The sequence below is a fragment of the Caulobacter endophyticus genome (assembly GCF_029543245.1).
Lineage (GTDB): Bacteria > Pseudomonadota > Alphaproteobacteria > Caulobacterales > Caulobacteraceae > Caulobacter > Caulobacter endophyticus_A.
Map to the genome: position 1 here is coordinate 225,814 of NZ_JARQWV010000004.1, position 23,698 is coordinate 249,511.

At 70.4% G+C, this 23,698-nt stretch carries 19 protein-coding genes; 4 read left to right on the plus strand and 15 right to left on the minus strand.

Annotated features, from left to right (window positions below; genetic code table 11):
- Positions 1-53: 53 nt before the first annotated feature.
- Both P7A99_RS05715 and P7A99_RS05720 read left to right on the plus strand, forming a co-directional pair.
- The gene (locus P7A99_RS05715) at positions 54-3,017 is read left to right on the plus strand and encodes a TonB-dependent receptor (protein ID WP_277792962.1); all 2,964 of its coding nucleotides are present in this window, start codon (positions 54-56) and stop codon (positions 3,015-3,017) included.
- Positions 3,011-5,017 (plus strand): Atxe2 family lasso peptide isopeptidase, encoded by a 2,007-nt coding sequence (locus P7A99_RS05720; protein ID WP_277792963.1) that lies wholly within the window; start codon positions 3,011-3,013, stop codon positions 5,015-5,017. The genes P7A99_RS05715 and P7A99_RS05720 overlap by 7 nt, the downstream gene beginning before the upstream one ends.
- Here P7A99_RS05720 and P7A99_RS05725 read toward each other — a convergent pair.
- The 10 genes from P7A99_RS05725 to P7A99_RS05770 all read right to left on the minus strand — a co-directional run bounded on the left by P7A99_RS05725 (position 5,014) and on the right by P7A99_RS05770 (position 16,959).
- Entirely contained in the window at positions 5,014-6,726 is a 1,713-nt protein-coding gene (locus P7A99_RS05725) for an asparagine synthase-related protein (RefSeq protein WP_277792964.1), read from the minus strand. The two genes, P7A99_RS05720 and P7A99_RS05725, sit on opposite strands and share 4 nt — an antisense overlap.
- Positions 6,727-7,374: a lasso peptide biosynthesis B2 protein gene (locus tag P7A99_RS05730; protein WP_277792965.1), complete on the minus strand. Its 648-nt coding sequence runs from the start codon at positions 7,372-7,374 to the stop codon at positions 6,727-6,729.
- Positions 7,375-7,420: 46 nt separating this feature from the next.
- Entirely contained in the window at positions 7,421-7,552 is a 132-nt protein-coding gene (locus P7A99_RS05735) for a hypothetical protein (RefSeq protein ID WP_277792966.1), read from the minus strand.
- Positions 7,553-7,611: 59 nt separating this feature from the next.
- Positions 7,612-7,746 carry a benenodin family lasso peptide gene (locus tag P7A99_RS05740; protein ID WP_277792967.1) on the minus strand — a complete coding sequence of 45 codons (135 nt, stop codon included), beginning with the start codon at positions 7,744-7,746 and terminating at the stop codon, positions 7,612-7,614.
- A 94-nt stretch (positions 7,747-7,840) separates the two neighbouring features.
- A complete protein-coding gene (locus P7A99_RS05745; RefSeq protein WP_277792968.1) occupies positions 7,841-8,476 on the minus strand; it encodes a GntR family transcriptional regulator in 636 nt (211 codons plus the stop codon).
- A gap of 187 nt (positions 8,477-8,663) precedes the next feature.
- Entirely contained in the window at positions 8,664-9,419 is a 756-nt protein-coding gene (locus tag P7A99_RS05750; protein ID WP_277792969.1) for a JAB domain-containing protein, read from the minus strand.
- A 71-nt stretch (positions 9,420-9,490) separates the two neighbouring features.
- On the minus strand, positions 9,491-13,750 hold the full coding sequence (locus tag P7A99_RS05755) for a strawberry notch family protein (RefSeq protein WP_277792970.1): 4,260 nt from the start codon (positions 13,748-13,750) through the stop codon (positions 9,491-9,493).
- A 151-nt stretch (positions 13,751-13,901) separates the two neighbouring features.
- Positions 13,902-15,314, minus strand: a complete 1,413-nt coding sequence (locus P7A99_RS05760; protein ID WP_277792971.1) for a hypothetical protein — start codon at positions 15,312-15,314, stop codon at positions 13,902-13,904.
- Complete coding sequence (locus P7A99_RS05765; protein ID WP_277792972.1) at positions 15,311-16,003, minus strand: ParB N-terminal domain-containing protein; 693 nt, start codon at positions 16,001-16,003, stop codon at positions 15,311-15,313. The genes P7A99_RS05760 and P7A99_RS05765 overlap by 4 nt, the downstream gene beginning before the upstream one ends.
- 77 nt (positions 16,004-16,080) lie before the next feature.
- A complete protein-coding gene (locus P7A99_RS05770) occupies positions 16,081-16,959 on the minus strand; it encodes a DUF7146 domain-containing protein (protein ID WP_277792973.1) in 879 nt (292 codons plus the stop codon).
- 255 nt (positions 16,960-17,214) lie between these two features.
- On the opposite strand from P7A99_RS05770, the gene P7A99_RS05775 reads away from it, so the two are divergent.
- Together P7A99_RS05775 and P7A99_RS05780 are read left to right on the plus strand one after the other, a co-directional pair.
- Entirely contained in the window at positions 17,215-17,463 is a 249-nt protein-coding gene (locus P7A99_RS05775; RefSeq protein ID WP_277792974.1) for a helix-turn-helix transcriptional regulator, read from the plus strand.
- Positions 17,463-18,797, plus strand: coding sequence for a type II toxin-antitoxin system HipA family toxin (locus P7A99_RS05780; protein ID WP_277792975.1), 1,335 nt, complete (start codon positions 17,463-17,465; stop codon positions 18,795-18,797). The genes P7A99_RS05775 and P7A99_RS05780 overlap by 1 nt, the downstream gene beginning before the upstream one ends.
- Before the next feature lie 90 nt (positions 18,798-18,887).
- On the opposite strand, the gene repC is transcribed toward P7A99_RS05780, so the two are convergent.
- From repC to trbF, 5 genes are all read right to left on the minus strand, one after another.
- Positions 18,888-20,150, minus strand: coding sequence for a plasmid replication protein RepC (repC, locus tag P7A99_RS05785; RefSeq protein WP_277792976.1), 1,263 nt, complete (start codon positions 20,148-20,150; stop codon positions 18,888-18,890).
- A 184-nt stretch (positions 20,151-20,334) separates the two neighbouring features.
- Positions 20,335-20,571, minus strand: coding sequence for a transcriptional regulator (locus P7A99_RS05790; RefSeq protein WP_116491645.1), 237 nt, complete (start codon positions 20,569-20,571; stop codon positions 20,335-20,337).
- Between the two features lie 127 nt (positions 20,572-20,698).
- Positions 20,699-21,919: a TrbI/VirB10 family protein gene (locus P7A99_RS05795; RefSeq protein ID WP_277792977.1), complete on the minus strand. Its 1,221-nt coding sequence runs from the start codon at positions 21,917-21,919 to the stop codon at positions 20,699-20,701.
- A complete protein-coding gene (gene trbG, locus P7A99_RS05800) occupies positions 21,916-23,010 on the minus strand; it encodes a P-type conjugative transfer protein TrbG (protein ID WP_277792978.1) in 1,095 nt (364 codons plus the stop codon). Before trbG ends, P7A99_RS05795 begins: the two co-directional genes overlap by 4 nt.
- Positions 23,007-23,696, minus strand: a complete 690-nt coding sequence (gene trbF, locus P7A99_RS05805; RefSeq protein WP_277792979.1) for a conjugal transfer protein TrbF — start codon at positions 23,694-23,696, stop codon at positions 23,007-23,009. Before trbF ends, trbG begins: the two co-directional genes overlap by 4 nt.
- Positions 23,697-23,698 lie beyond the last annotated feature (2 nt).

A 23,698-nucleotide genomic window follows, 5' to 3' on the forward strand; every position in this document is an offset into this window, starting at 1 on the left:
TCAGAGCCACCCGGAACGACCGCGACCGTCGCGGTCCGCCGCCCGGGGGCTTCATGCAACACCACACCACCCTTCTACGCCGCGGCCTGATGGCCACGGTCGCCGGTCTCGTCCTGGCCGCCGCCGCGCCGGCCCTGGCCGCGCCGCCCCTCCTGCAGGCCGAGCACCAGACCTATGACCTGCCCGCCCAGCCGCTGGGCGAGGCGCTCGGCGCGGCGGCCCGGATCAGCGGCCGCCAGGTGGTCGTCGCCTCGCCGCTGGTGCGGGGCAAGACCGCCCCGGCGCTGTCGGGCCGCTACACCGCCGACCAGGCCTATGCGGCGCTGCTCTCCGGGTCGGGTCTCAAGCTCGTCCGGGTGGGCGCGACGCTGGTGCTCAAGCCCGCCGACGAGACCGCGCCGGGGGAGGTCCGCGCCGGTGACGAGCCCGAAAGCCTCGCCGAGGTCGTCGTCACCGGCTCGCGGATCCGAGGCGCTGGACCGGCCGGCGCCAACATCATCGCCATCAGCCGCCAGGACATCGAGGCCAGCGGCCTTGCCTCGACCCAGGAGATCCTGCAGGCGCTGCCGCAGAACTATGCCGGCGGAGCCTCGGAAGGCGCGGCTTCACTGAGCAATCGCAACGGCGCGCTGTACAATGGCGGCTATGGCACGGGCGTAAACCTCAGGGGCCTGGGCAACACCTCGACGCTTGTGCTGATCAATGGCGATCGTCCCGCCATGGGCGGTCTTGCTGGGAGCTTCGCCGACCTCTCCCTGATCCCGTCCACTGCGGTGCAACGGGTCGAGGTGCTCGCCGACGGGGCCTCGGCGATCTATGGCTCGGACGCGGTGGCCGGCGTCGTCAACCTGGTCATGCGAGATCGGATGGACGGGGGCGAGGCCCGCCTCCGCTTCGGTTCCGCCGATGGCGATCTCAGCCAGGGCCAGGCCGCGCTGATCATCGGAAAGGTGTGGGACCAAGGCAATGTCACCCTGGCCTACGAGGCCTTGCGTCGAGGTCGCCTGGCGGCCGAAGACCGTGACTACGCCCGGGAAGACCTTCGCCCGTTCGGCGGCCTGGACAGGCGCTCCAACTATGCCAGCCCCGGCACGATCGTAGCGGGCGGGCGCTACTTCGCGATCCCGGCCGGACAGAACGGGGCGGGCTTGGGCCCGGCGCGCCTGGCGCCGGACCAGATCAACCGTCGGGACGCGCGGCTGGGCACCGACATTCTGCCGCGCCAGACCAGCCAGTCGCTCTATGTGTCGGGCGGCTACGACATCGACGCCGACACGACGATCACCGCCAGGCTGCTCGCCGCCGATCGCCGCTATGACCTGCGTGGCATTCCGGTCTGGGCCAGCGCCGTCTCGGTCCCCGTCACCAACCCGTTCTACGTCGATCCGCTCGGAACCCGCCTGCCGGTCCGCGTCCTCTATCGGTTCGCCGAAGATCTCGGCGCAGAGCGTGACCGCGGCCACGTCCGCGCGGTGAACACCGGCGCGGAACTGACGCGCCGTATCGGCGCCTGGTCGCTGACGGCTTCCGGCGGCTACGGCCGCCAGAACGACGCGATGGGCCTGCAGAACATGGTCAACACCTATCGTCTCGGCCTCGCGCTCGCCGACACCAATCCAGTCACGGCCTACAATCTGTTCGGCGGACCACGGGCGACAAATCCCTCCACCATCGAGTCGATCCGCGGTTGGTCCAAGAGCAACGGCGTCTACACCGTCTGGACGGCGGGCCTGAAGGGCGACGGCGACCTTCTCGAGTTGCCGGGCGGGCCGCTGAAACTCGCGGTCGGCTACGAGCACCGCAGCGAGCGCTACAGGCTGACATCGTCCAGCTATCAGACAACCGCCAATCAGCGCGTGGTCCAGACAGCCTTCCCCGGCGCGCGCAAGATCGAGGCGCTCTACGCCGAACTTCGCGCGCCGCTGATCGGCGAGCGCCAGCAGACGCCGGGCGTACGGCGCCTTGAGCTGTCCCTGGCCGGGCGGCTCGAGGACTACAGCGACTTTGGCCGCACCACGAACCCCAAGGTGGGGTTCGACTGGGCGACCTTCGGAGGGCTGACCGTCAAGGGCAGCTACGGCGCCTCATTCCGCGCGCCCAGTTTCCAGGATCAGCGGATCGGCCCCGGGCAAATCCAGTACTTTCCCTATGCCGTGGTCGATCCCCGGTCGCCGACGGGCATGACCAATGTCCTCTTCCTGCTCGGCAATACGCCGGGGATCGGCCCGGAACGGGCCAAGACCTGGACTGCCGGTGTCGAGTGGAAGCCGCCCGGGGCGCCCGGCGTGCGCATCGCGGCCACCTATTATCGCGTCGACTACCGGGACCGGATCGGCGCGCTGAACGCCGACGCCCTTAACATGCTGATCAATCGCGACCTCTACGCCAGCCAGCTCAACGAGGCTCCAACGGCGGCGGAGATCGCCGAGTACTATGCCTCGCCCTACCTCTCGAACACGTCGAACATCGCGGCCGGCGACATCAAGATCATCGCCAACGCCCGCAATCAGAACCTGTCCTCCATGGTGCAGGACGGGATCGACTTCGATGCGGGCTGGCAGGGCGACCTGGCCGGCGAGCGCATCGGTTTGGGCGTGTCGGGCGCCTACACCTTCCGCGTCGACAAGCGATACACCGCCGGGGCGCCGTCGGTCGACGTGGCCGACAGCGTCGGCAATCCGCTGAAGCTACGTCTGCGAGGGCGGGCAAACTGGTCCCGCGGCCTATGGGATTTCGCCGCCGCGCTCAACCATTCGGGCGGCTACGTCAATCAGACGGTGACGCCCAACAGGTCCGTTTCAAGCTGGACCACCCTCGACCTCAATGTCGCTGTTCGCCTGCCGCCGACCCCGGGCCTCTTGAAAGGCCTGCGGCTGGCTCTGTCGGTGACCAATCTGTTCGACAAAGACCCGCCGTTCGTCGAAAGCGTCACCCCGTCGAGCGCCATCGGCTTCGATGTGGACAACGCCTCGCCGATCGGCCGCCTGGCAGCCCTGACGGTGACCCGGTCATGGTGACGTTTCTGATGGCGCTGGCGATTGCGGCGACGCCGCCGTCGCCGGCATTGCGCGACATGGTGGAGATGGCCACGCTTTCTAGCGTCTCGGTCTCGCCCGACCAGCGCTGGGTGGCCTATCGCCAGGAGGAGGCCTCGATCGCGGAGAACCGCCGGCGCCTGTCCTGGTGGGCCGCCCCCACCGACGGTTCGCGCCCGCCGGCCAGGCTCGCCGACGGCGGCGAGCCCGTCTGGACCGATGCCGGGCCGGCCGACGCCGAAGCGCCGCAATGGTCGAGCGACGGACAATGGCTCTATTTCAGGGCCGTGAGCGAGACGGGCGTCCAGGTCTGGAGAGCCCGCCCGTCGGATCGTCGCGTCGAGCAGGTGACGCAGGATCCCGCCGATATCGAGGCGTTCGTCCTGAAGGGCGGCACGCTGACCTGGCGCGTCCGCGCAACCCGCGAAGCCATCCGGCAGGCCGAGCGCGACGCCTACGATCACGGCGTCCGGATCGACGGCGCCGTCGATCCGGCCCAGAACCTGTTCGACGCGGTCGACGTCAACGGCCGGTTCGCGGCCCAGCGTCTTGCCGGCCAATGGTTTCAACGGCGCGGTCTGCTGGGCGCCGCGCCCGCGAGGTTCTACGAGGCCGACCCCGGCGGCCGAGCCGTGCAGGAAATCGACGCGGCCGCCGCCGCGAGCCGCGGACTGTCGTCTGGAGAGACGCGGGCTCCATTGTTTTCGGGCCCTGCCGCGCTCGACGCGACATCCAGCTACGGTCGCCTGACAATCACCCGCGCGCGAGACGGCTCGGCGAGGGTGGTCGTAAGCCGTTCGGCCGGAGCCGCGCCCATCGTCTGTTCCGCCCCCCTCTGCCGGTCCAGGATCAGCGCCGGCGTCTGGCGGCCCGGCAGGGACCAGATCATCCTGACGCGGGTGGAGCCTGGCTATCGGCAAAGCCTCCTTGTCTGGGACGTCGCCCGCGACAAGGTCCGCCTGCTCGCAAAGGGCGACGGCGTTTTGGGCGGCGACCCGAGGGACGTCGCCCCCTGCGCCCTGACCCAGGACCTGGCGTTCTGCGTTTCGGCGACGCCACAGCATCCGCCGCGGCTGGTGGCCATCGATCTCGACGAGGGGGCCGCCACAATCGTCGCCGAGCCAAACGCTTCGCGAGCTCTGCTGGGGGTCGCGCCGCAGAGACTGGCCTGGCGTGATCCTCAAGGGAACCAATTTACCGGCGTGTTCTTTCCGGCGGTCCCGGTGACCGGCGGCGGCAAGCCGCCGCTGTTCATCACCTACTATACCTGCCAGGGGTTCGCGCTGGGCGGGGAGGGAGACGAGTGGCCTCTCCGCGCCCTGGCCGATGCGGGGATCGCCGCCCTGTGCATCAACAAGACGAGCGTGCCGACCGACAAGCAGGACTCGGTGGCCAACTACCGGGTCGCCCTGTCGGGCGTTCGCGCCATCCTCGGCCGGCTGGACGGCGAAGGCCGCATAGACGTTCGGCGGATCGGGATGGGCGGCCTGAGCTTCGGCAGCGAGGTGACCATGTGGGTCGCCACCGAATCCGACCTGCTCACGGCGGTCTCGATCAGCACGCCCCAACTCGAGCCGGCCTACTACTGGATCCATGGGGTGGCCGGCCGCGACAACCACGCCCCGATGCGCGTGGCGTGGGGTCTGGGCGCGCCCGACGAGACCCCGGAGCGTTGGAAAATGGTGGCGCCGGCGCTGAAGACCGATCGCCTCCGGGCGGCCACCCTGATGCAGATGTCCGAGCAAGAATATCGCGTCGGTCCCGAGCTTCTGGCCCGCCTCTCCAACAGCAACACGCCCGTCGAAGCGTACGTCTTCGCGCAGGAACCACACATAAAGGTCCAGCCCCGTCACAAACTGGTGGTCTATCAGCGCAATCTCGACTGGTTTCGGTTCTGGCTGCTGGACGTCGAGGATAGCGATCCGGCCAAGTCCGAGCAGTATGTCCGATGGCGCGCGATGCGGGATCGCGCCAAGACCTAGGACCAACGGCGCGCCCAGGATTCGACGTCGGCGATCTGCAGGATCCGGAAATAGTCCGAGCCTCTCGGGGGGCCGGTTTCGCGCAGCAGGCCGGTGAGCGCGGCCTTGTCGAGAAGGCCCGCCTGATCCAGGCGCCCACCAAGGAGGTGGCTGGCGAGCTTTCCCCGCGCCGCCTCATAGGCTGGGCCCGCGAAACCGGACAGGTTGCCCTTGGTGCGGCGATCCGTCACCAAGGGCGGCAGGGCATGGCGGAAGGCCGCTCGGGTGACCGCCCTGTCTCTGCCCCCGCGGATCCACTCCCAACTGGGAATGGAAAGGCAAAGCTCGACGATGGGCTGAGACAGCAGCGGCGTGAGCAGGGGCGCCGTCTCCGATCGCGCGAAGGCGTCGAGATAGTTGTGTGCGCTCATCAACAGCTTGAGGTGCTCAACCTTCCCCGGCAGCAAGCGCGGGCCATCCAGCCACGGGTGAGGTTCCAAGGGCGTACCGGCCACACGTGGAGCCAGGAACCGCAGGTCCGAACGCCAGGCCTGCGCCGCCGGGGCGAAGGCGCGTTGGACCGACATGCTGCCAGCGCGCCATAGGCTGCAGTCGTGCAGCAGGGCGAGGTCCTGCACGGCGCGGATCCAGACGCCCAGCTTCCCGCGCCGGAGTGCATCGGCCGCGGGGGTCGACGAGTGGGTCTTGAAGAAGACGTTGTCACCGCCGCCGCCAGAGACGAAGGCGTCGCTCCCAAGCTCGACGGCCCGCGCCTGGAGCGTCAGATCCCAGGCCCCGAGCAGGGCATGGCCGCTCGGACGCGGGCGGCGCACGCTCGGCGCCACTGTCAGATCCACGTCGCCTGGCGCCAGAGCGATCTCCTCAAGCGCCAGTCCCAGCCGTTCGGCCACGGCGCGGGCATAGAGGCGTTCGTCGCCATCAAGCGCCGGCGACACCATGTTGACGCAGCGGACATCGACGTCGGCGTCCCAAAGGCAGGCGGCCAGGACCGACGAATCCAGACCGCCGGACAACTCCAGCAAGACCTTGTCACGGCCGTCCGCCCAAGCCCTGACACAGCGACGCACGAGGTCCCCAAGCGCCTGCGAGTGATCCTCCTCGCCGTCGTCGGCCACATGGTCCCCGGGCGACCAGAGCGCACGTTCGTCAGGACGGCCCGACGACCAGGTCAACGCCGAGCCTGGCGGCAGTTCGGCCAGGCCCTCGAAGCCAGTCCGCCGCGCGCGCCTGAACGGATAGGCCATGAAGTGGGCCACGAACGACCAGTCGATCCGTGGTGTCAGCCAGCCCAGATCGATGAGGAGCCCGACATCGTTGGACATGACGTCTACCGCTCCGACCGTGAGCCGATATGCCGACAGGGCGCCAAATGGGCTGCGGATCACGTGTGCGGCTCCGGCCGGATCGGCGAACACGGCAAGGTAATCGCCCCAGAACCCCGACACGAACGCAGCGCCGGCGCTGGACGACACCGCCTTGGCGAGGTCGGGCGAGATGGTCTTGGCCCGGCGAAAATCGGCGCGGCTGAAAACCTCGCCGAAGACCAGGCCCATGTCGTCCGGCAGCCGCACGGATTCTGGTCGGTCGCTCATCACCACGAAGTCGTGTCCCGCCAGGCGCGACGTCATTTTCCGCCGTTCGAGAACCACCTTCTCGCGCTGGCGCACCAGCTCGGCAGGGCCGCAAAGGATCAGAATGCTCGCCGTCATCTAGAGCACCAGGATCGGCGTGAAGGCCTCGATCCGCTCCAGCCGATCGTTGAGCACCAGGTCTTCGCACTGGAGCCAGCAGTGGGCGGCGAACGGACTGGCGATGACGCCGAAAACCAGATCGGCATGGCCGCCCCGCCGCCTCATGAACCCGCGCAGCGCCAGCGAATCCAGGAGACAGACCGATCGCACGGGGACAAGGGCCCGGTGTCGCAGGAAGCGCCTGGCGAGGACGGGAACCCGATCGGCCTCCGAGCGGGGCAGGGCTTCCTGATTGGCTTGCAGCTGGCTCAGGATCTTGGCGAACGGCTCGCGCCGGAGGCGTCGGCTCGTGCCCCAGATCGATGAGGCCACGCCTATCGCGTCAATCATGCTTGAGCGGCCCGTAGGCGCGTGGGCGAGCTCGCGTCGTGCTGGAATGACAGGAGCACGCGGCGCGCGACGCCCGTTGGGCGTCAGCAGTCCCCGGCGGATCAGGGTCTCCACCTGGTCGGGGCGGCCAGCGCCCGGCCCATCCCGAACGACGGCGCTGAACGCTTCCCCTAGGGTTTCGTGGATCGTGAAGTAGCGCGCGCGGACCGTGTCGAGAAAAATGGGACGACCGGCCGCGAAGCAGTAGGCGAGGTGGTCGGGAACGACGAGATCCATGTCGGTCTCCGAGCGGACGTCCCCAGCCCGGGGACGCCGCAGTGGTTCAGGCGTCGGAAAGGCCAAGCTCGGGTTGGAGCTGAAAGCCCTCGATGTTGACGCCCATCATGCCAGCGGTGACGTCGGCGACCGCACCAAGGTCGATCACTTCCGAAGCCGTGTTGTCGTGCGTATCCATGACTTGTCTCCCGGAATGCGAAGGCGGCGCCCTCTCGGGCCGAAAGGGCGCCGGGGACGTCAGTCGTCGCTGATGCCGGTGGCCGGCTGCTGGACGAAGCCCTCGATGTCGCTGAGCTTGCCGCCCTGCGTTTCGACGGCGACGGCGCCCAGGTCGATCAGGGCGTCTTCGATGTGGTCTTCGATCCGTTCCATGACGGTCTCCTTCTCCAGGTCACGCCCACCGTGACAGTCGAACGGTGCGACCACAGGTAGAGAACCCGAAGGAAATAACGCCGGAATTTTCCGATTATTCCGCAGGACGCCGCGGGTCGCGGTCACTGAGGCCATGGAGGCTGCGGACGATCGCGGGCACCAGCCGCAGGCGGCGGCGGTGATAAGCGACGAGCGCCTGACGCAGCGCCGTGGATGACCCGGCGGCGGCCAGGCCTCGCAGCTCCCGGGTTTCCTCCTGGAACTCAGGGACCAGCTCCAGCTCGGCGCAGCGTGGGCGATGCAGGCGATCGCTGGCCCCGGCCACGGCCCATTCGACCTCGACATTGCCGCTGCGGGCGGCCAGGCGCGCGAACAGGTCCTCAAGGGCTGCGATCGGACCATCGCCCTCGGGAGCCTCAGGCGAGATAGCCGGCTCGCCGCCGGCCGACCTTGCGGCGTTGACCAGGAGGGCGACGTTCCATTGATAGAGGTCCGACAGGTCCGGCTCCGTCAGACGGGGAACAAGGAAGCCCTCGCCGGGCAGGGCGGTGAGCAGCCGCTCGCCGACCAGGCGATGCAGGGCCGCCCGCACCGGCGTGGCGCTGGCCCCGAACCGCCGCGAAAGCTCGGGGACGTCGATGCGTTCGCCGGGCCGCAGGGCGCTTTCGGACAGCAGGAAGGTCTTGATCGAGAGGTAGACGCGCTCGCCGGTGCCGGGCCGATCAATCATCAGGCTTAACTCCCTGGACGCGACGCAACGCAGCACGCCGAAAGGCGGGCCGCTGTCGCCAGGTCCTGTCGCGCCAGGTCCTTTCGTCCAGGGGCCCGCCAAAGGGGCGTGAGGATGGAAGCATCGATCGCTGATGGCATCTCCCCGAAATTCCCCCGCGAATTTTGGGGGGTGGATTTTCCAGGACCTAAAGCAGGCCCAGGGTCCGGAAGCTGGCGACCGTTTCGGCGCCGACGATCAGGTGATCATGGACGAGCACGCCCAGAGCCTTGCCGGCGCTGGCGACTGCCCGCGTCATCTCGATGTCGGGCTTCGAGGGCGTGGGGTCGCCCGAAGGATGGTTGTGGGCCAGGACGAGCGCGCTGGCCCCCGTCTCCAGGGCCCGCCGCAGGACCTCACGGACATAGACCGGCGCGTGGTCCACCGTGCCCTTGCCCAAGGCTTCGGCCAGGATCAGCTGGTTCTTCCTGTCCAGGAAAGCGGCCCAGATCTCCTCTCGCGGCAGGCCTCGGAGCTTGGCCTGGAAGAAGGCGGCGACCGCCCCGAACGAAGACATTACCGGCCGCGCGCTCAGCGCCGCCAGGCTGACCCGGCCTGCCGCCTCCCGCAGGATCTTGAAGTTGAGGATGGTCGCCTCGCCGACGTGGCGGCGCAGTTCGGCGCGGTCGGCGGCGAGCACGCCGGCCAGGCCGCCGAACCGCTCGACCAGACGCGCGGCCAACTCGCAACCTTCGGTCCGTTCGTCCTGGGCCAGATGCACCTGAAGGATCTCGGCGTCCTGCATGACGTCGACTCCGAAGCGCGCGGCGAAGTCGAGGACCTCCTGGCGCGACGGCGCCCGCCCTCCCGGGGTTTCGGGCGTGAAGGGGCAGGGCTTGGCCGTCGTCTCCAGCACAGTGGCGGTCTCGGCGGCGAAGGCGATGAGGGCAGGGAAGGCGGACATGGCGTCCTCCGATCTGACAGCGCCGGACCCCATGCCCGGATCGCTCGCCCCCCTCGCCCTGGCTTTTTCTTTCACCCCGCCGCCGACAGCCGGCGCTGGACCGGCCAGCGGGCCAGCACCGCGCTCAGCACAGCCGGCTTGTCGACGGGCACGAACACCCGCGGCGTGTAGGCGATGATCTCCACGAAGCAGCCGAGATTGACGAAGCTCTGCCGCTGAGCCGCCGCCCCCACCACCTCGATGCGCCAGCGGTCCATGACCCGCGCCCGGCGCAGCCACAGGCCGCCGGCCAGCGCCAGCGACGCCCCGTCCTGCAGGATCGAGCGCTGCGCGAACCGCGGCTCGCCGAGGCTCTGGGCCGCGTCGCCAAGCCCCAGCGCGACTTTCAGTGGCGGGACCTGCAAGGGGTCCAGCGCCCGGCCCAGCCACCGGCGCCCGTCCGGGGCCTTGATGCGTCGCACGCTGGCCTGGCGGCTGGGCAGGCTCGACCAGACCGGCAGCAGGAGGCCGGTGACCAGCACGATCTCGCGGGTGGTGAACGGGTCGGCCGCTTCGAGTTCGGCGCGCCAGGCCGCCGACCAGGTCGCCTCGTCAACGCTCTCCCAGGCCGACTCCTCGAAGGTCTTGAGCGGCGTGGTGACACGCTTTTCGGGCCGCACCAGGCGCACGGCCGGGGTCAGGCGATCGTCGTCGTCGGTCGTGGTCAGGCCCTGCACCGCCAGGGCGGCGCGGCCGGACTTGCGATTGACGCAGTAGAGCAGGGCGGCGCGGTCCAGGCCCAAGAGGGCCTCCTCGACGCTGACCAGGCTTCGCCGCGTGCGCAGCGAAAATCGCGTCAGGCGCGTCTGCGCCCTCGTCATCACGTCGGTGCGGAGGGTCTCCTCGCCCAGGACCACCAGCTCGTCGGCGACGATGTCCTCTACGCCCCGGTCCAGGGCGCCCGTGGCGGCGGCCCGTTCGAGAATCCCCGCCAGGATGACGTCGAAGGCGGCGAACAGACCGTTCTGGTCGGCGATGCGCAGGGCCAGCAGCCGGTTGAGGAAGGTGTTCATCGGCGGCAGATCGTCGGACGATCGCAGATTGCCCTGGCCGTCGAGCAGGGACAGGCCCGTCTTGGTCTCGAACGTCGGGCGGTCCATGGCCTCCACCTCGCCGTGGTGGAGGGCGACATAGAAGGCCTGCAGGGCGCGGTGGGCCCACGGGCTTTCCAGATTGTCCTCGGCCCGGAACAGCCCGGCGCCGGCGGTTCGCCGCTCGCCGCGGGTCAGGGCCCCCAGGCTGTCGAGCCGCCGCGCGATGGTCGACAAGAAGCGCTTTTCGCCGTGGATGTCGGTCGTCACCGGTCGAAAGAGCGGGGCGCTGGCCTGGTTGGTGCGGTGCGAGCGGCCCAGGCCTTGGATGGCCGCGTCGGCCCGCCAGCCTGGCTCGACCAGGTAGTGGACCCGGCGCTGCTGGTTGGCCGCCGACAGGTCGGCGTGATAGCTGCGCCCGGTGCCGCCGGCGTCGGAGAACACAAGCACGCGCTTGGCCCCCGACATGAAGGCGTCGGTCTCGGCCTTGGCCGCCGAGGCGCTGCGGCGTTCGACGACACGGCGGTCCTCCCGCCGTACGATCCGCCGGCCCCGCCCGGTGACCTCGGCCACCAGGTCGGGTCCAAGGGCGTCGAGCACCGCGTCCAGCACGCCCGGCGCGGCGGGCAGGCAGGCCAGTTCGGCCACCAGCTGCTCGCGCAGCGCCAGGGCCTCCTGGCTGTAGACCGGCCGGCCGTCCTCAACCATCGGCACGAGGGTCACCGAGCCGTCGTCGTTGTTGATGGCGCTCATCGCCTGGATCGGGAAGGCGGCCATCAGGTAGTCGAGCACCTGGTCCTTGGGTGTGAGATCGACGGTCAGGTTGTTCCATTCCTCGACGGGGATCTGCGCCAGGCGTCGCTCCATCACCGCCTCGTTGGTGCTGACCACCTGCACCACGCTGGAGCGGCCGGCGGCGAGGTCGGCGCGGATCGCCGCGATCAGGCTGGGGGCCTTCAGGCCGGCCAGCAGGTGGCCGAAGAACCGAAGCTTGGTCCCCTCGAAGGCCGACATCACCGCCGAGGCGGCCTGGCCGCTGCGGGCCGCGCCGTTCTCGTCGAGCACGCCGGTGGCTTTCAGCGCCTGCCGAAGATTTTGATGGATCAGCTGATAGGCGTCGGCCCAGCGATCCCAGATCAGGATGTCGTCGGCCGACAGGGCGTGGGGCAGATCCTCATACTCGACGCCGTCGAACGACAGCGAGCGGGCGATGTAAAGACCCAGCGCCTTCAGTTCCCGGGCGATCAGCTCCATGACCGCCACGCCGCCGGCCTCGACCGCTTCCAGGAAGGCCTCGCGCGTGGTGAACGGCGCCTCGGTCCCGCCCCACAGCCCCAGGCGAGCGGCATAGGCAAGGTTTTCCGGCGTCGTCGCGCCGGTGGCCGAGACATAGAGCACCCGGGCGTTGGGCAGGCGGTTCTGCAGGGCCAGCCCCGCCTGGCCCTGCAGCGAGGCCTTCTTAGGTCCGCGCCCGCCCTTGGCCCCGCCGGCGGCGTTGGCCATGGCGTGGGCCTCGTCGAAGACGATCACCCCGTCGAAGTCCTCGCCCAGCCAGGCGACGATCTGGTCCAGGCGCGAGGGCCGGTCCCCGCGGGCCGGTTGGCGCAGGGTGGCGTAGGTCGAATAGAGGACGCCGCGCTCGAGCGGGATGGCCTCGCCCTGCTTCCAGCCGCTCTGCGGGACGATGTCCTGGCCCTGGCCGCCGATCGCGGCCCAGTCGCGGCGGGCGTCTTCCAGCAGGGCGTCGTTCTTGGAGAGCCACAGGGCGCGCAGGCGGCCCTGGGCCATGTTGTCGGCGATGATCCCGGCGATCTGGCGGCCCTTGCCGCAGCCAGTCCCGTCGCCCAGGAAGAAGCCACGCCGGAAGCTGACCGCATCGTCGGCGTCGGCGCCGACCGCGACGGCCTGGTGGGCGGCGTGACCGATCCGCCAGCGGCCCGGCAGGGTCTGGGCGTGGGCCTCGCCGGCGTAGACGATCGTCTCCAGCTGGGCGTCCGACAGGCAGTGGGCGTCGACCAGGCTGGTGGGCAAGAGCGGCCGATAGGTCGGGACGGGCGGAGCGACCGAGGCCATCGGCCCGGACTCGACCAGCGGCGAGGGATGGGGAGCCGCGCCGGCGATGGCGATGCGCCCCAGGCGGTAGGCCTGATAGAGGCCCACATCGACGCCCTCGCCCCGCCAGTCGATGACCGCGTAGTCGAGGGTCCGGGTCTGCGCCAGCAGCGCCAGCCGGCGGCCCGGACCGGCCAGGCCGCGCTCGCGGGCGACGAACGCCGCCGGCTGGACGAGCGTGCGGAAGATCCTCGGCTTGGCGCTGTGCCGGCCGGGCAAGGCGGCGACCCTGCCGACCGCTTCGGCCAGGTCGTCGCAGGAATGCAGGGGCGCGATCGGTCCGGCCTCGCCGCGGTCGAGCACCAGAAGGCCCGTCTCCACCGAGGTCCCCTGGCCGGCGAAGGCGCGTGCGGGCAGGCCGATCCGGCCCACGATCGTGCCGCGCGCGGCCAGACCCGCCAGTATGGCCTCGGCCTTGAGCCGGGCCAGCGGCACGATGGCCGCCAGGCGCCCGCCGTCGGCCAGGGTGTCGAGCGCGGCGTGCAGATGCGCCTCCAGCGGCCCGAACGGCGGATTGCACAGCACCACGTCGAAGCCGCCCGCCCCCGGCAGACGGTCCTTCAGTTCGACCGCGTCGTGGCGCGTGCGCGGCGCGGCCGCAAACAGGCCGTCCAGCAGGCCCGCCCGCTGGGGCGAAAGCTCGTTGAGGGTCAGGCTCGCGCCACAGACCTCGGCCAGGATGGCCATCAGACCCGTGCCCGCCGAAGGCTCGAGCACCTTGTCGCCGCCGCGCACCTGGCCGGCCATGGCGGCGAGGGCGCAAAGCTGCGGCGGGGTGGAGAACTGATCCAGCGCCACCTGCTCGTCATCGCGGCGGGTCTGGGTCGGACAGAGCGCGGCAAGACCCTCGAGCAGGGCGCAGATCTCGACAGGGGCGTCCTCAAGGCGCGCCAGCTGGGCCGAAAGTCGACGAATCTGCAGGACGAGGGCCGCCTCGCACGCGTCATAGGCGTCGCGCCAGGACCAGGCGCCCTCAGCGTCGCTGGCCCCGAAGGTCATGGTCATCACAGAAGCCAGGAGCTTGCGGTCCAGGCGGCGCGAGCGGTTGAGATGGGGAAACAGGGCGCGGGCCGCGGCCAACAGGTTGGCGACGGCGTCGCTGGCGTCGTCGGCGAACAACGACAGGCGCGAAGGGGACGAGGCGGTCATCGGACAGGGCCTTTGCTCACCCGCCGCGGAAGGCTCCTCCTCCCAGACCCGGCGGGCTCGCCGGCCCCGGCCCTGCCTCTTCCTCCTGGAACCGTCCCAAGCCAGGCCAGCAGAATGCGAGCCCCCGCCTGGAGGGCGGGGGCTCGCGCCGTCAAGCCGCGATCACCGACGCAGCCTCGTCCTTATCGTCGGCGGCGCCGACGTCGCCTTCGGCCGAGCCGGCCTCGAGCGCCTGGCCGGTCATGACGCGAGCCATGGGGCCGGTCACGGGGCCGGCGTCGTCCCCGACGGCGGTCTTGGGTCGCTCTTGCGCCGCCTCGACCCGCGGCTCGGCCGACGCCCAGGAGAGGGCGGCCGGCGCCCAGCGCCGCTGCGCGGCCGCATCCGCCACCAGGATGACCAGGTCGTCCTTCTTCAGGCCCGCGGCGCGATCATCCTCGACCTCCATGGCCGACAGCATGGCCAGGAGCTGCTTTTTGGAATGCAGCGCCAGGAACGGGACGTCGGCGCACCAATGGGTCGAGAGGTCGGTGTCGCAAAGGGCGGCGATCTCGACCGCCTCGGCCCGCGCGCTGCGCCGGATCAGGGTGTTGCGCACCTCCTTCAGGTCCACGGACACCGCCACCAGTTCGGCCAGCAGCGCCATCTTCTCGCCGTGCGGCAGTCCGTCGACGAAGCCGATCGGCCGCAGGCCGGAGGCCAGATAGGCCTCGCGCCTCGCCGCCAGGCGCTCGAACACCTCCCCGTCGAGGGCCGGCATCGGCGGCGCGCCCCTGCGGGCGTAGGCGCTGGCCTCCACGGTCAGGGCCGACTCGCTGGGGCGGCTCGTCCCGCGCAGGGCCAGGCATTTGAAGAGCTGGGCCAGGAGAGCGGTGAGGGCGGCGGCGGGATCGTCGGCCAGATCCCGGATCAGGCCGCGCGTGGCGGTATCCGTCCGGGTCTCGTGCAGGTGGTGTCCGGCCCCGTCCAGTTCGACGCTCACCTTGGCCGCCGCGATGTCCGGCGGGCTGGCCGAGGCGGCGATGCGCGGCGCGGTTTCGTCATCGATCTCATCCTCATCAAGGATCTCCTCGACCTCCTTTCGGAAGAAGCGGGCCTCGACTCCGAGATCGGCGCTGGGCGACAGCAAGAGCGCCCCCAGTTCTCCTCGGCCCAGACCAGCGGCGGCCAACGCGGCGTCCGCCGTGATCAGCTCGACCATGGCGTCCAAAGCCGCCTCGCTGTCGAACGTCATCGCCTTCAGCCGGACCCTGGCCGCGTCGAGCGCCTCGCGCGCACTGGCCCGCGCGACCTTCTGAGCGTCGGTGAGGTCGCCGTGATAGACGTATGGCAGGGTCTCGTAGCCGTCGGGCGCGGCGACGCCGCCGTCCGGCCCGCTGAACACCGTCAGCCCCAGCGCGACCAGCTTGTCTGCGAGTTCATCGACCCGCGACTGCCACAGCCGCTGCAGAAGATCCGGATCGAGCACGACGTCGGGCATTTCGCCGAAGAGGTCGCTGCTGGAGCCGCCGCCGGCCGCGGTGTAGCGGGCCATGCCGACCAGCGCCACGCGCGGGTCCTTCACGCTGACCCGTCCGCCTTCGACGCGGCGCGCAGCTGGTAGTCCTGCAGGTGGCCGTCCAGGGCGGCCTGGGCGAGCTGGCCCTGCTGGGCCTTGTCGTCGATGCGCGCGAAGAGCTTGACCTGTTTGAGGGTCAGGCGACCCTGGCGGAAGGCGTCGAGCACCTTGGCGTGCACGCCGGCCAGGGCTTCCAGGCGGCGGATCTCGACGACGTCATAGCCCAGGGCCTTGCCGATGGCGGCCGTATCCATGCGGGCCTTGCGGAACTTGCCGATGGCCAGGATCACCGCGGCGGTGTGGATCGGCGCGCGCTCGGTGTTGGGCAGGACCAGGGCGGCGGCCTGGGCGGCCTTGCTCACCGCCACCTGGCAGGCGACCGGATGATCGTCGTCGATGTCGCCGCGATCTCGGCGCAGCAGCAGCGCCATGCGACGCCGGCGGCCGTCCAGCACCATGAACGGCGCCTCGCCCTTGCGGCCGGGTCGCACGATCGGCGCGATCAGGACCCCGGCCGCACCGATGGTGTCGGCCAGCTGAGGAATGTCATCGTCGACCGGCTCGTCGAAGCGAAGGTTCTCCGGCGCCAGGTCCAGGTCCCCCAGGCGGACGCGGAGCGTCTGGAAGTCCTGGAGCTTGGCCTCTGGAGCGGCGGGCTCGCTAGAGGCGGTCGGGACGGTGCGGGTCTTGGTCATGTCGAAGCTCCCGCGCCGGGCCAGGCCCATCCTGGATCCTCGGCGCGCCCGCGCCGGCCCTGCCTTTGTCCTTTTGGTCAGAGCTCGGCCTTGGCCGCCTCGTCCCAGTCGCCGATGCCAGGCGGGGGCAGGGCGATCTGGGTCCTTATGCCGCCATCGCCCAGCGCCTCGGCCAGCTGCCGGGCCGAGGCCTCGCCGTCAGGGCCCCGATCTGCGGCGATCAGCACGAAGCGCACGCCCGCGGGCGGCCGCCAGCGCCGCAGGTTCGAAGTCGACAGCAGCGCCCAGGCCGGAAGGGCGAACCGACGTCGGGCGGCCAGGGCCGTGAACACCCCTTCGGCCACCAGCAGATCCGGCCCTGCAGCATCGAGGCGCACGGCGCTGCCGGCCGGGATCAGGCCGACGGTCTTGCGCGGCAGGGCCAGGTCGGTGGCGCGCCGTCCGCCGGGGGTCAGATAGGTGAGCTCGACGGCGGTGACCGTTCCGTCGGGACCCTGCACGCCGGCCATCAGGGCCGGGCGCGCGGCCCCTGTCGGCCGATAGACCGCGAGCGGCGCGGCCGGATGATGGCGCAGCGCGTCGGGTCCGGGGATGTCGCCCGCGACGCCGCGACCTCGGCAGTGGCGTTCGGACAGCGTGGCGGCGACAGGCCGGCCCTGGCGCCAGAGCCGCAGGGCCGCGTCGCGGCGCGCTGCGCGCCCCCGATCCGAAGCGGTCTCGACCGGCGCCGCCGCGGTCCAGTCTGCGGACGGTGCCAGCAAACCAAGGTCGCGCAGATGATCGCGCACGGCGCGCCAGTCGCCGCCGGCGAAGCTATGGACGATGACCCGGCCGTCGCGCTCCAGCAGCGACACCGAGCGATCGCGCCGACTGTGGCCGGGGGCGGGGATGTTGGCGCGGCGACCTCCGTCATAGAGGTCGCCGCCCAAGCGGCGGACGATGGCGCGCAACGACATGGGCAGGACTCCTTGGCCGCATCAGGCAGCCCGCCCGTCCAAGCCCCGGCTTGGCCTTTGTCACGGCGGCCCCTCAAGCGCTCCGGCCGGGCGTCCGCGCCGCAGGCCGGTCAGGCGCAGCAACAGCCGCCTAACAACTTATACGGATAACCGTATAATGGGTGATTATACGGTTATCCGTATATCCTTGCTTTATACGCCATGCCGTATAATCTTGCACTATACGCAATGGCGTATAAAGGTCGGAGACACGCCGTGGACATCATCGTCCGAAACGAAAGTCAGCTCGCCGCGAGCCTCAAGCGCTTTCGCAAGAAGGCCGACCTGACCCAGACCGAGCTGGGCCGCGCCGCCCAGCTGCGCCAGGCCACCATCTCCGAGCTCGAAGCCGGCAAGGGCGCCACTCTGGAAACCCTTTTCACGGTCCTGGCCGTGCTCAACCTCGAACTGGTCGTGCGGCCTCGCCGAACCGTCGACGACGCGGCCTTGGCGGACCTCTTCTGATGGCCCGCCGCCCGCGCCACAGTCCGCTGGCCGTCTACATGAACGGCCGGCGGGTCGGGCTGCTGCGTCGCGAGCCCAGCGGAGCCGTCGATTTCACCTACGACGCCGAATGGCTGACGGTAGGCGCCGCCTTGCCCGTTTCGCTATCCCTGCCGCTGCGCGAGGACCGCTACGTCGGCGCGCCGGTGATGGCCGTCTTCGACAACCTGCTGCCCGACAACATCGACATCCGCAGCCGCGTCGCGGCCAGGGTGGGCGCCGAAGGCGCAGATCCCTACAGCCTGCTGTCGGCGCTGGGCCGCGACTGCGTCGGCGCTCTGCAATTTCTCCCCGAGAGCGCGCCGCCGCCGGTTGTCGGCCGGGTGGAGGGCCAGCCCATGACCGAGGCGGCCATCGCCAGGATCCTGGCCAATCTGGCCCGCGCGCCCCTGGGTCTGGAGCCCGACGATGATTTTCGCATCTCGATCGCCGGCGCACAGGAAAAGACCGCCTTCCTGCGCCAGGACGGCCAATGGCTGCGACCGCTGGGCGCGACCCCGACCACCCACATCTTCAAGCCGCAGATCGGCCGCCTGCCCAACGGCCTGGACCTCTCCAACAGCGTGGAGAACGAATACCTCTGCCTGACCCTGCTGGCGGCGTGGGGCTTGCCCAGCGCCGCCGTCGAGATGGCCAGCTTCGAGGACCGGCGGGTTCTGATCGTCGAGCGGTTCGACCGCTTCCACGACCGGGATCATCGCCTCCTGCGCCGCCCGCAGGAGGACTTCTGCCAGGCCCTCTCCACGCCGTGGGTGGGCAAGTATGAGGCCGACGGCGGCCCCGGCGTCCTCAAAGGCTTGGATCTGCTGGCCGCGAGCGACACGCCCGCCAACGATCGCCCGGCCTTCCTGAAGGCCCAGGTCGCCTTGTGGCTGCTGGGGGCCACCGACGGCCACGCCAAGAACTTCAGCCTCTTCCTGCAACCGGGCGGCGGCTTTCGGATGACCCCGCTCTATGACGTCCTGTCGGCCGAGCCCAGCCGCGCCGCCCGTCGGATCGAGCCCAAGCAGATGAAGCTGGCCATGGCCGTCGGCGATCGGCGGCATTACCGGGTCGGCGACATCGCCCCGCGTCACTTCGTCCAAAGCGGCGTGGCCGGCCGCCTGGATCCTGAGGCCGTCCGCAAGATGCTGGCCCACCTGGCGCAGGCTGGCCCTGCGGCGCTCGACCGGGTGCTGGCCTCGCTTCCCGCGAACTTTCCGGCCGCCGTCAGCGGCCCGATCGCCCAGGCGGCCCATGCCCGGCTGGCCCAGATCGGCCGATACCTGGATGGCGACGCCGCGACCAAGGCTTGAGCGGCCCGCCACCGACGCGGCCAATGGCCCACGACGCGGCGCCAAAAATCGCCGCTCACGCGCATGAAGCGCCGTCATCGGCATATTCCCCTAGCCCCTGCGCGAGGCGGGCGCTCTTGGCGGCGCCTTGGCCAAGCGATCCTTGAGCCCATAGAGACTGGGCAGGAGCTTCAGGCCGCCGAACCGCTCGCGTTCGCACATGGCGCGCAGATAGCCGCCGGCCGAGCTGCGGATCTCCCCATCCTTCCAACGGGCCAGCACGGTGGCCAAGGCTATGGCGGCCCTGTTCCTGCCCATGGCCTCGCGCGCTTCGCGCACGGCCGACAGGTTGATCCCCATCAACGGCGCGGCCCGGCCGACCGCGTCGACAAGGTCCTCCCACTGGGCTGCGGACGGATCCTCCAGGAAATCCTCCAGCTCGGGCACGGCCTCGAGCACCAGCGACAGCGGGATGACCTCCTCGCTGATCGCCGCCTCCACCGCCGCCGGGTCAGCCTCCGCCGCCCGGCGGGCCGATCGCGCCGAGGGCTCGACTACCTCCTTTCGAGGAGAAGAATACGTTGCTCCTGCGGATCTAGGTTGGGTTGTAGGTTCTTTCTGGGCTTCGTCCAAGACGCCCCTGGGCTCATCATGAGTGGATTTGCGAGCCTTCACCCAGGCTGCGTCCACCGCGGCCAGCAGCGCCTGGAACGTCTCATGCAGCGCCTCGAGCTCACCGAGGCTGGGGGTTCGCGGCAGGCGGCCGAGCGCCTGGTCTACCGCCCCGGCCCAGTCGTAGGTCGTAAAGCCCCGATGCACCGCGTCGGCGCAGACAGTGCGGATCTCGCGTCGGATCTCCCCGAGCTTGCGCTTGAGATGCCGGCGCTGGGCCTGCTCGAGACTACGGGCGGCGGCCAGGTCGGCGAACTCGTCCCAGCGCGCGGCCATGGGCGCCAGGTCAAAGCCGAAGGCCTCGACGATAAAGCCGCGCTCGTCGCGCCAGCCCCACCGCTTGCCGTTGCCGCTGTCCTTCATGTGCACGAGGCCGGAGCGGACGGCCAAGCGGATCAGGCCCTGCACGCAGCTGCGCGAGCGCTGCAGCTCCTCGCAGAGCGCATCGTTGGACGGCCAGGCCAAGGGATGGGTGCGACCCGTCCAGTCCTGCTCGGCGGTGACCCGCACAAGAGCGCGGATCAGGCGCACGAGTCCGTCACCGTACCCCAGACGGGGCGCGGCGCGCTCGAACCGGTCAAGCAGCATGGCCTTGGAGATACCCTCCGGCAGGCCCTGATAGGTATCGGCGAGCCTCGCCGCCGCCCACTGGGCGTCGGCCAGACGGCGCACGTCTCCTACCCCGTTCGAGACGGTCTGCATTTTCTGCTCCTCCTTAGGGAGGCCGCAGGCACACAGGTTCCCGTCGCGCGAACGCGCGTTTTTGGATTGCAGCGATGTCGGTGATTCGGTTAGAAAGAGCAGGAACTAGGAGCTCGGTCGGGGTTGGCGCCCCGTCTAGCGAATGACCTGGAGAACCCGGCGCGTTACAGCGAGCCGGGTTTTTCTATGCGCTCACGGCGTGTTTCCTTTCCTCGTCGCCCCCGTCGAAATAGACCTCGAACACGTGTTCGAGGGCGTCCATCCGATTGGCGAAGCCTCGCTCGGCCTTCATCGCGTCAAGCAATTCGATGAAGCGTTTGCCGACCATGCCGTTCAGCTGAGCCTTGCCGGCCGCACGGGCCTCGGCGCGAAGGCGCTTCTGGTATTCAGCCTGGTATGCAAGATCGCGAGCGGTCTTCATGGCCCCGCCGATAAGATCGCGATTCCAGCCGGCCAACTAATAAAGGTAACCGGCGAAACACCCGCGTTAAGCGAATAATGACCCTTGATCTGACTGGGAATCGGGGCGCGATCCATTGCTTGGTAATTCAAGGGGATGACCCGCCTTCAGGCGGCAGGACGAGGTCGCGGTCGATCAGCACCCGGACAAGCTGGCCAGGCGCGATGCGCAAGGTCGGCGCCCTCTGCAGGTCGCGCTCGACAAGGCGCTGGCCGGTCTGGCCGGCTGAGGCCGCGACCCCGCCGGCCGCGTCCTGCAGCACGACCTGGTCGCCCCGTCGACCCACGCTATTTTGCGCCGCCGCGCCGCCGATCGAGATCAGGGTCGAAAGTCCGATGGCGCGGGCCAGCACCGGCAGGTGGCGATCGGTCTTGCCAGAAAGGCCGCTCATCCCGGCCGCGTCGAGCCCGACCATGGCGCCCAGATCGACGCTGCGGCCGCTGGGAAAGACCATCTGCGTCCAGACGACCAGCACCCGGTCCTGGCCATAGCCGACCTGGCTGTCATAGCGACCGATCAGGCGCGTCCCCTGCGGGATCAGGACCGTGCGCCCGGTGCGGTGATCGAACACCGGCTCGGTGACCTGGGCGATGACCGGTCCGGGCAGGTCCGAATTGATCCCGGTGACCAGGGCCGCCGAGACCAGGGCCCCGGCCTTGACCTCAAAGGGAGACAGGGGCGGCCGCGGCAGGATCGGGGCCAGCGGCCCGCGCGCCGCCGCCGCGGCGATGAACTGCTCCCTGGCCGACGTAGGAGACGGCGGGGCGGGCGCCCCGTTCGGGCTTGCGGGGGCCAGGGTGGCCGCCGGCGCGGCGGGATCGAGCGCCTCGGCCGAGAGCCGCGCCACCGTCGCGCCGCCGGTCCCGTTGAAAAAGGGCGGCGAGGCCCGGGCGGCCAGGCGCTCCTGGCGGGCTTGCTGGACCTCGGGGAAGACCGGCGGGGCCGGCTGCGGCGCCGCGGACGGCGCGGAGCCTGGCGAGGCCCCCGCACCCGTGGACGCGCCGAGCGGCGGGGGCAGGGCGGCCGGATCGTCGTACCGGGCCGGCAGGCGCGCCTCGATCGGCGTGGGTCCGTCCGCGGCGCGCGGCGGCGTCTGCGGCGCAGGCGCTCGCCGGGCCGGGCCCTGGCCCATGCCCAGGATGAATCCGGCGCCGATCACCAGGACGATGACGCCGGCGACGGCGGCGATCGCCGCGGGCCGATAGCGCGTGATCGGCCCGCGCGGGGCGACCAGGATCCCTTCGGCAGGTCGCTTGGACGCTGCGCCCGCCGCGGCGGAGGGATGGGAGACCGGCGGCTCGACGTTCATGGACGCGGCCCCTGTCGGATCAGCCGCACCACCACCGGCTTCTTGTCGCCCAGGCGCAGTTCGGCGCGGTCGACGATCCGGTCCACGACCAGGTAGCGGCCCAGGAGACGCGAGTTCACCAGCTGGGCCTGATCGTCGGCGTCGAGCAGGAAGACGGGCGGGGCCTCGCGCACGGCCAGGTCGGGAGGAAACTCGATGTAGGTCTTGGTCCCGTCGTCGAACACCCGCACCGGCGTCCAGGGCGGGGCGCGGCCCTTCAGGGGCGTGACCAGATAGCGAAAGTCGAGGCGCTCGACCGGCACGGCGGCCTGGACGGCCTCGGTCGCCTGCTCGGCCGCGGCGTGGCGCGCGGCGTCGGCGGCCCTGGCCTGGGCCTCTTCCTGCGGATAGGTCCAGGACAGGACGCTGGTATAGGCGCCGCTGTCGGTGGAGACCGCATCGATCAGATAGGTGCGCTGGTCGGTGGTCAGAACGAGGTTGGTGCGCAGGCCGCCCCGCATCGGCTTGACCAGCACGATGACCTGCTGGGCCTGTCCGGTCCCGGCTTCTGTTTCGCCCAGCACCCAGCGCACGGTGTCGCCGGCGGCCTTGGCGATCAGCTTCTCGCCGGGCCGCAGCGCTATGGTGGTAAGGAACCTTGGGCTGGTGTGGATCGCATAGAGCCGGCCCGGCTCGAAGGCGTGATAGAGCGCGGCGTTGACAAAGACGCCGCTGGCGGGCCCGGCGCGCGCTTGGGCGTTGGCCCGCTGCAGGGTCGCCAGCGGCTTGGCCAAGGCCAGGTTCGTCCCGGACCGTCGGCGCGGCCCCCTGGACCGCGCGGGCGCAGCCCGCTGGTTTGCGCCGGTGAGCGAAGCGGCCGGCGTAGGGGCCTTGGCCTGCACGACGGCGCCGACGCCCGCGCCTTGGGCCCCGGCGCTCTGGGCCTGGCCGCTGGTCGGCGGGACCGGCGGCAGGACCGCGGGTCGGGATCTCTGGGCCTGAGACGGCGGCGGCGCGGACGATTGGGCGGATGACGCCGCCGCCAAGGGCGCGCAGGCCAGGGCGCCCATGAGGGCCAGGGCGCGGCCGGGAAGGGTGATGCGCAGGCTCATAGGTCGCGGCTCCACTGGAAGCTGGTGATTTCCAGGCCCCGGGCGTTGTCGAAGAGCTCGGCCTCGGTCTTGGGCGGCCTTGGCGCGACGCTGAACAGGCCCGTCCAGCGCACCTGCGGACCGGCCACGCCTTGCAGGTAGGTGGTTTCGCGCCATTGGACCTGGAAGGTGGTCGGGCTGCGCGCGAGCACCGAGGCGATTTCGACGGAGACCGCCTCCTGGCCCAGACGTGCGGCAGGGTCGTGATCCTGGCCGTACTGGACGAGGCTGGCGCGCGCGCCCTGATTGGTCATCCGCGTGGCCCGCGACCAGTTCTCCCGCAGGACCACCGGATCGGTGCTCTTGGAGCGCACGCGCTCCACGAAGTCGCAGACGAAGCTGGCCTTGACGGCCTCGTCGGGCCTGTAGGCGCGGTCGGCCAGTTCGACCCGCCCCGGGCGTCCGTGCCGGTCGATCGGCACGACATAGGTCGCGATCGGCCGTCGCAGCTGCACATAAAGAAAGGCGCTGGTGCTCAGCATCGCCAGCACCAGGCAGCCGAAGGCCATCAGCCGCCAGTTTTTCGCCTGCACGCGCGCCGAGCCGATGCGGTCGTCCCAGACCTGGGCGGCGCGATGATACGGCGTCTCCTCCGGCGTGGACTGGCCATAGCGGTCCTGCGGGCGCTTGAAGGCGTTGGACGTCATCG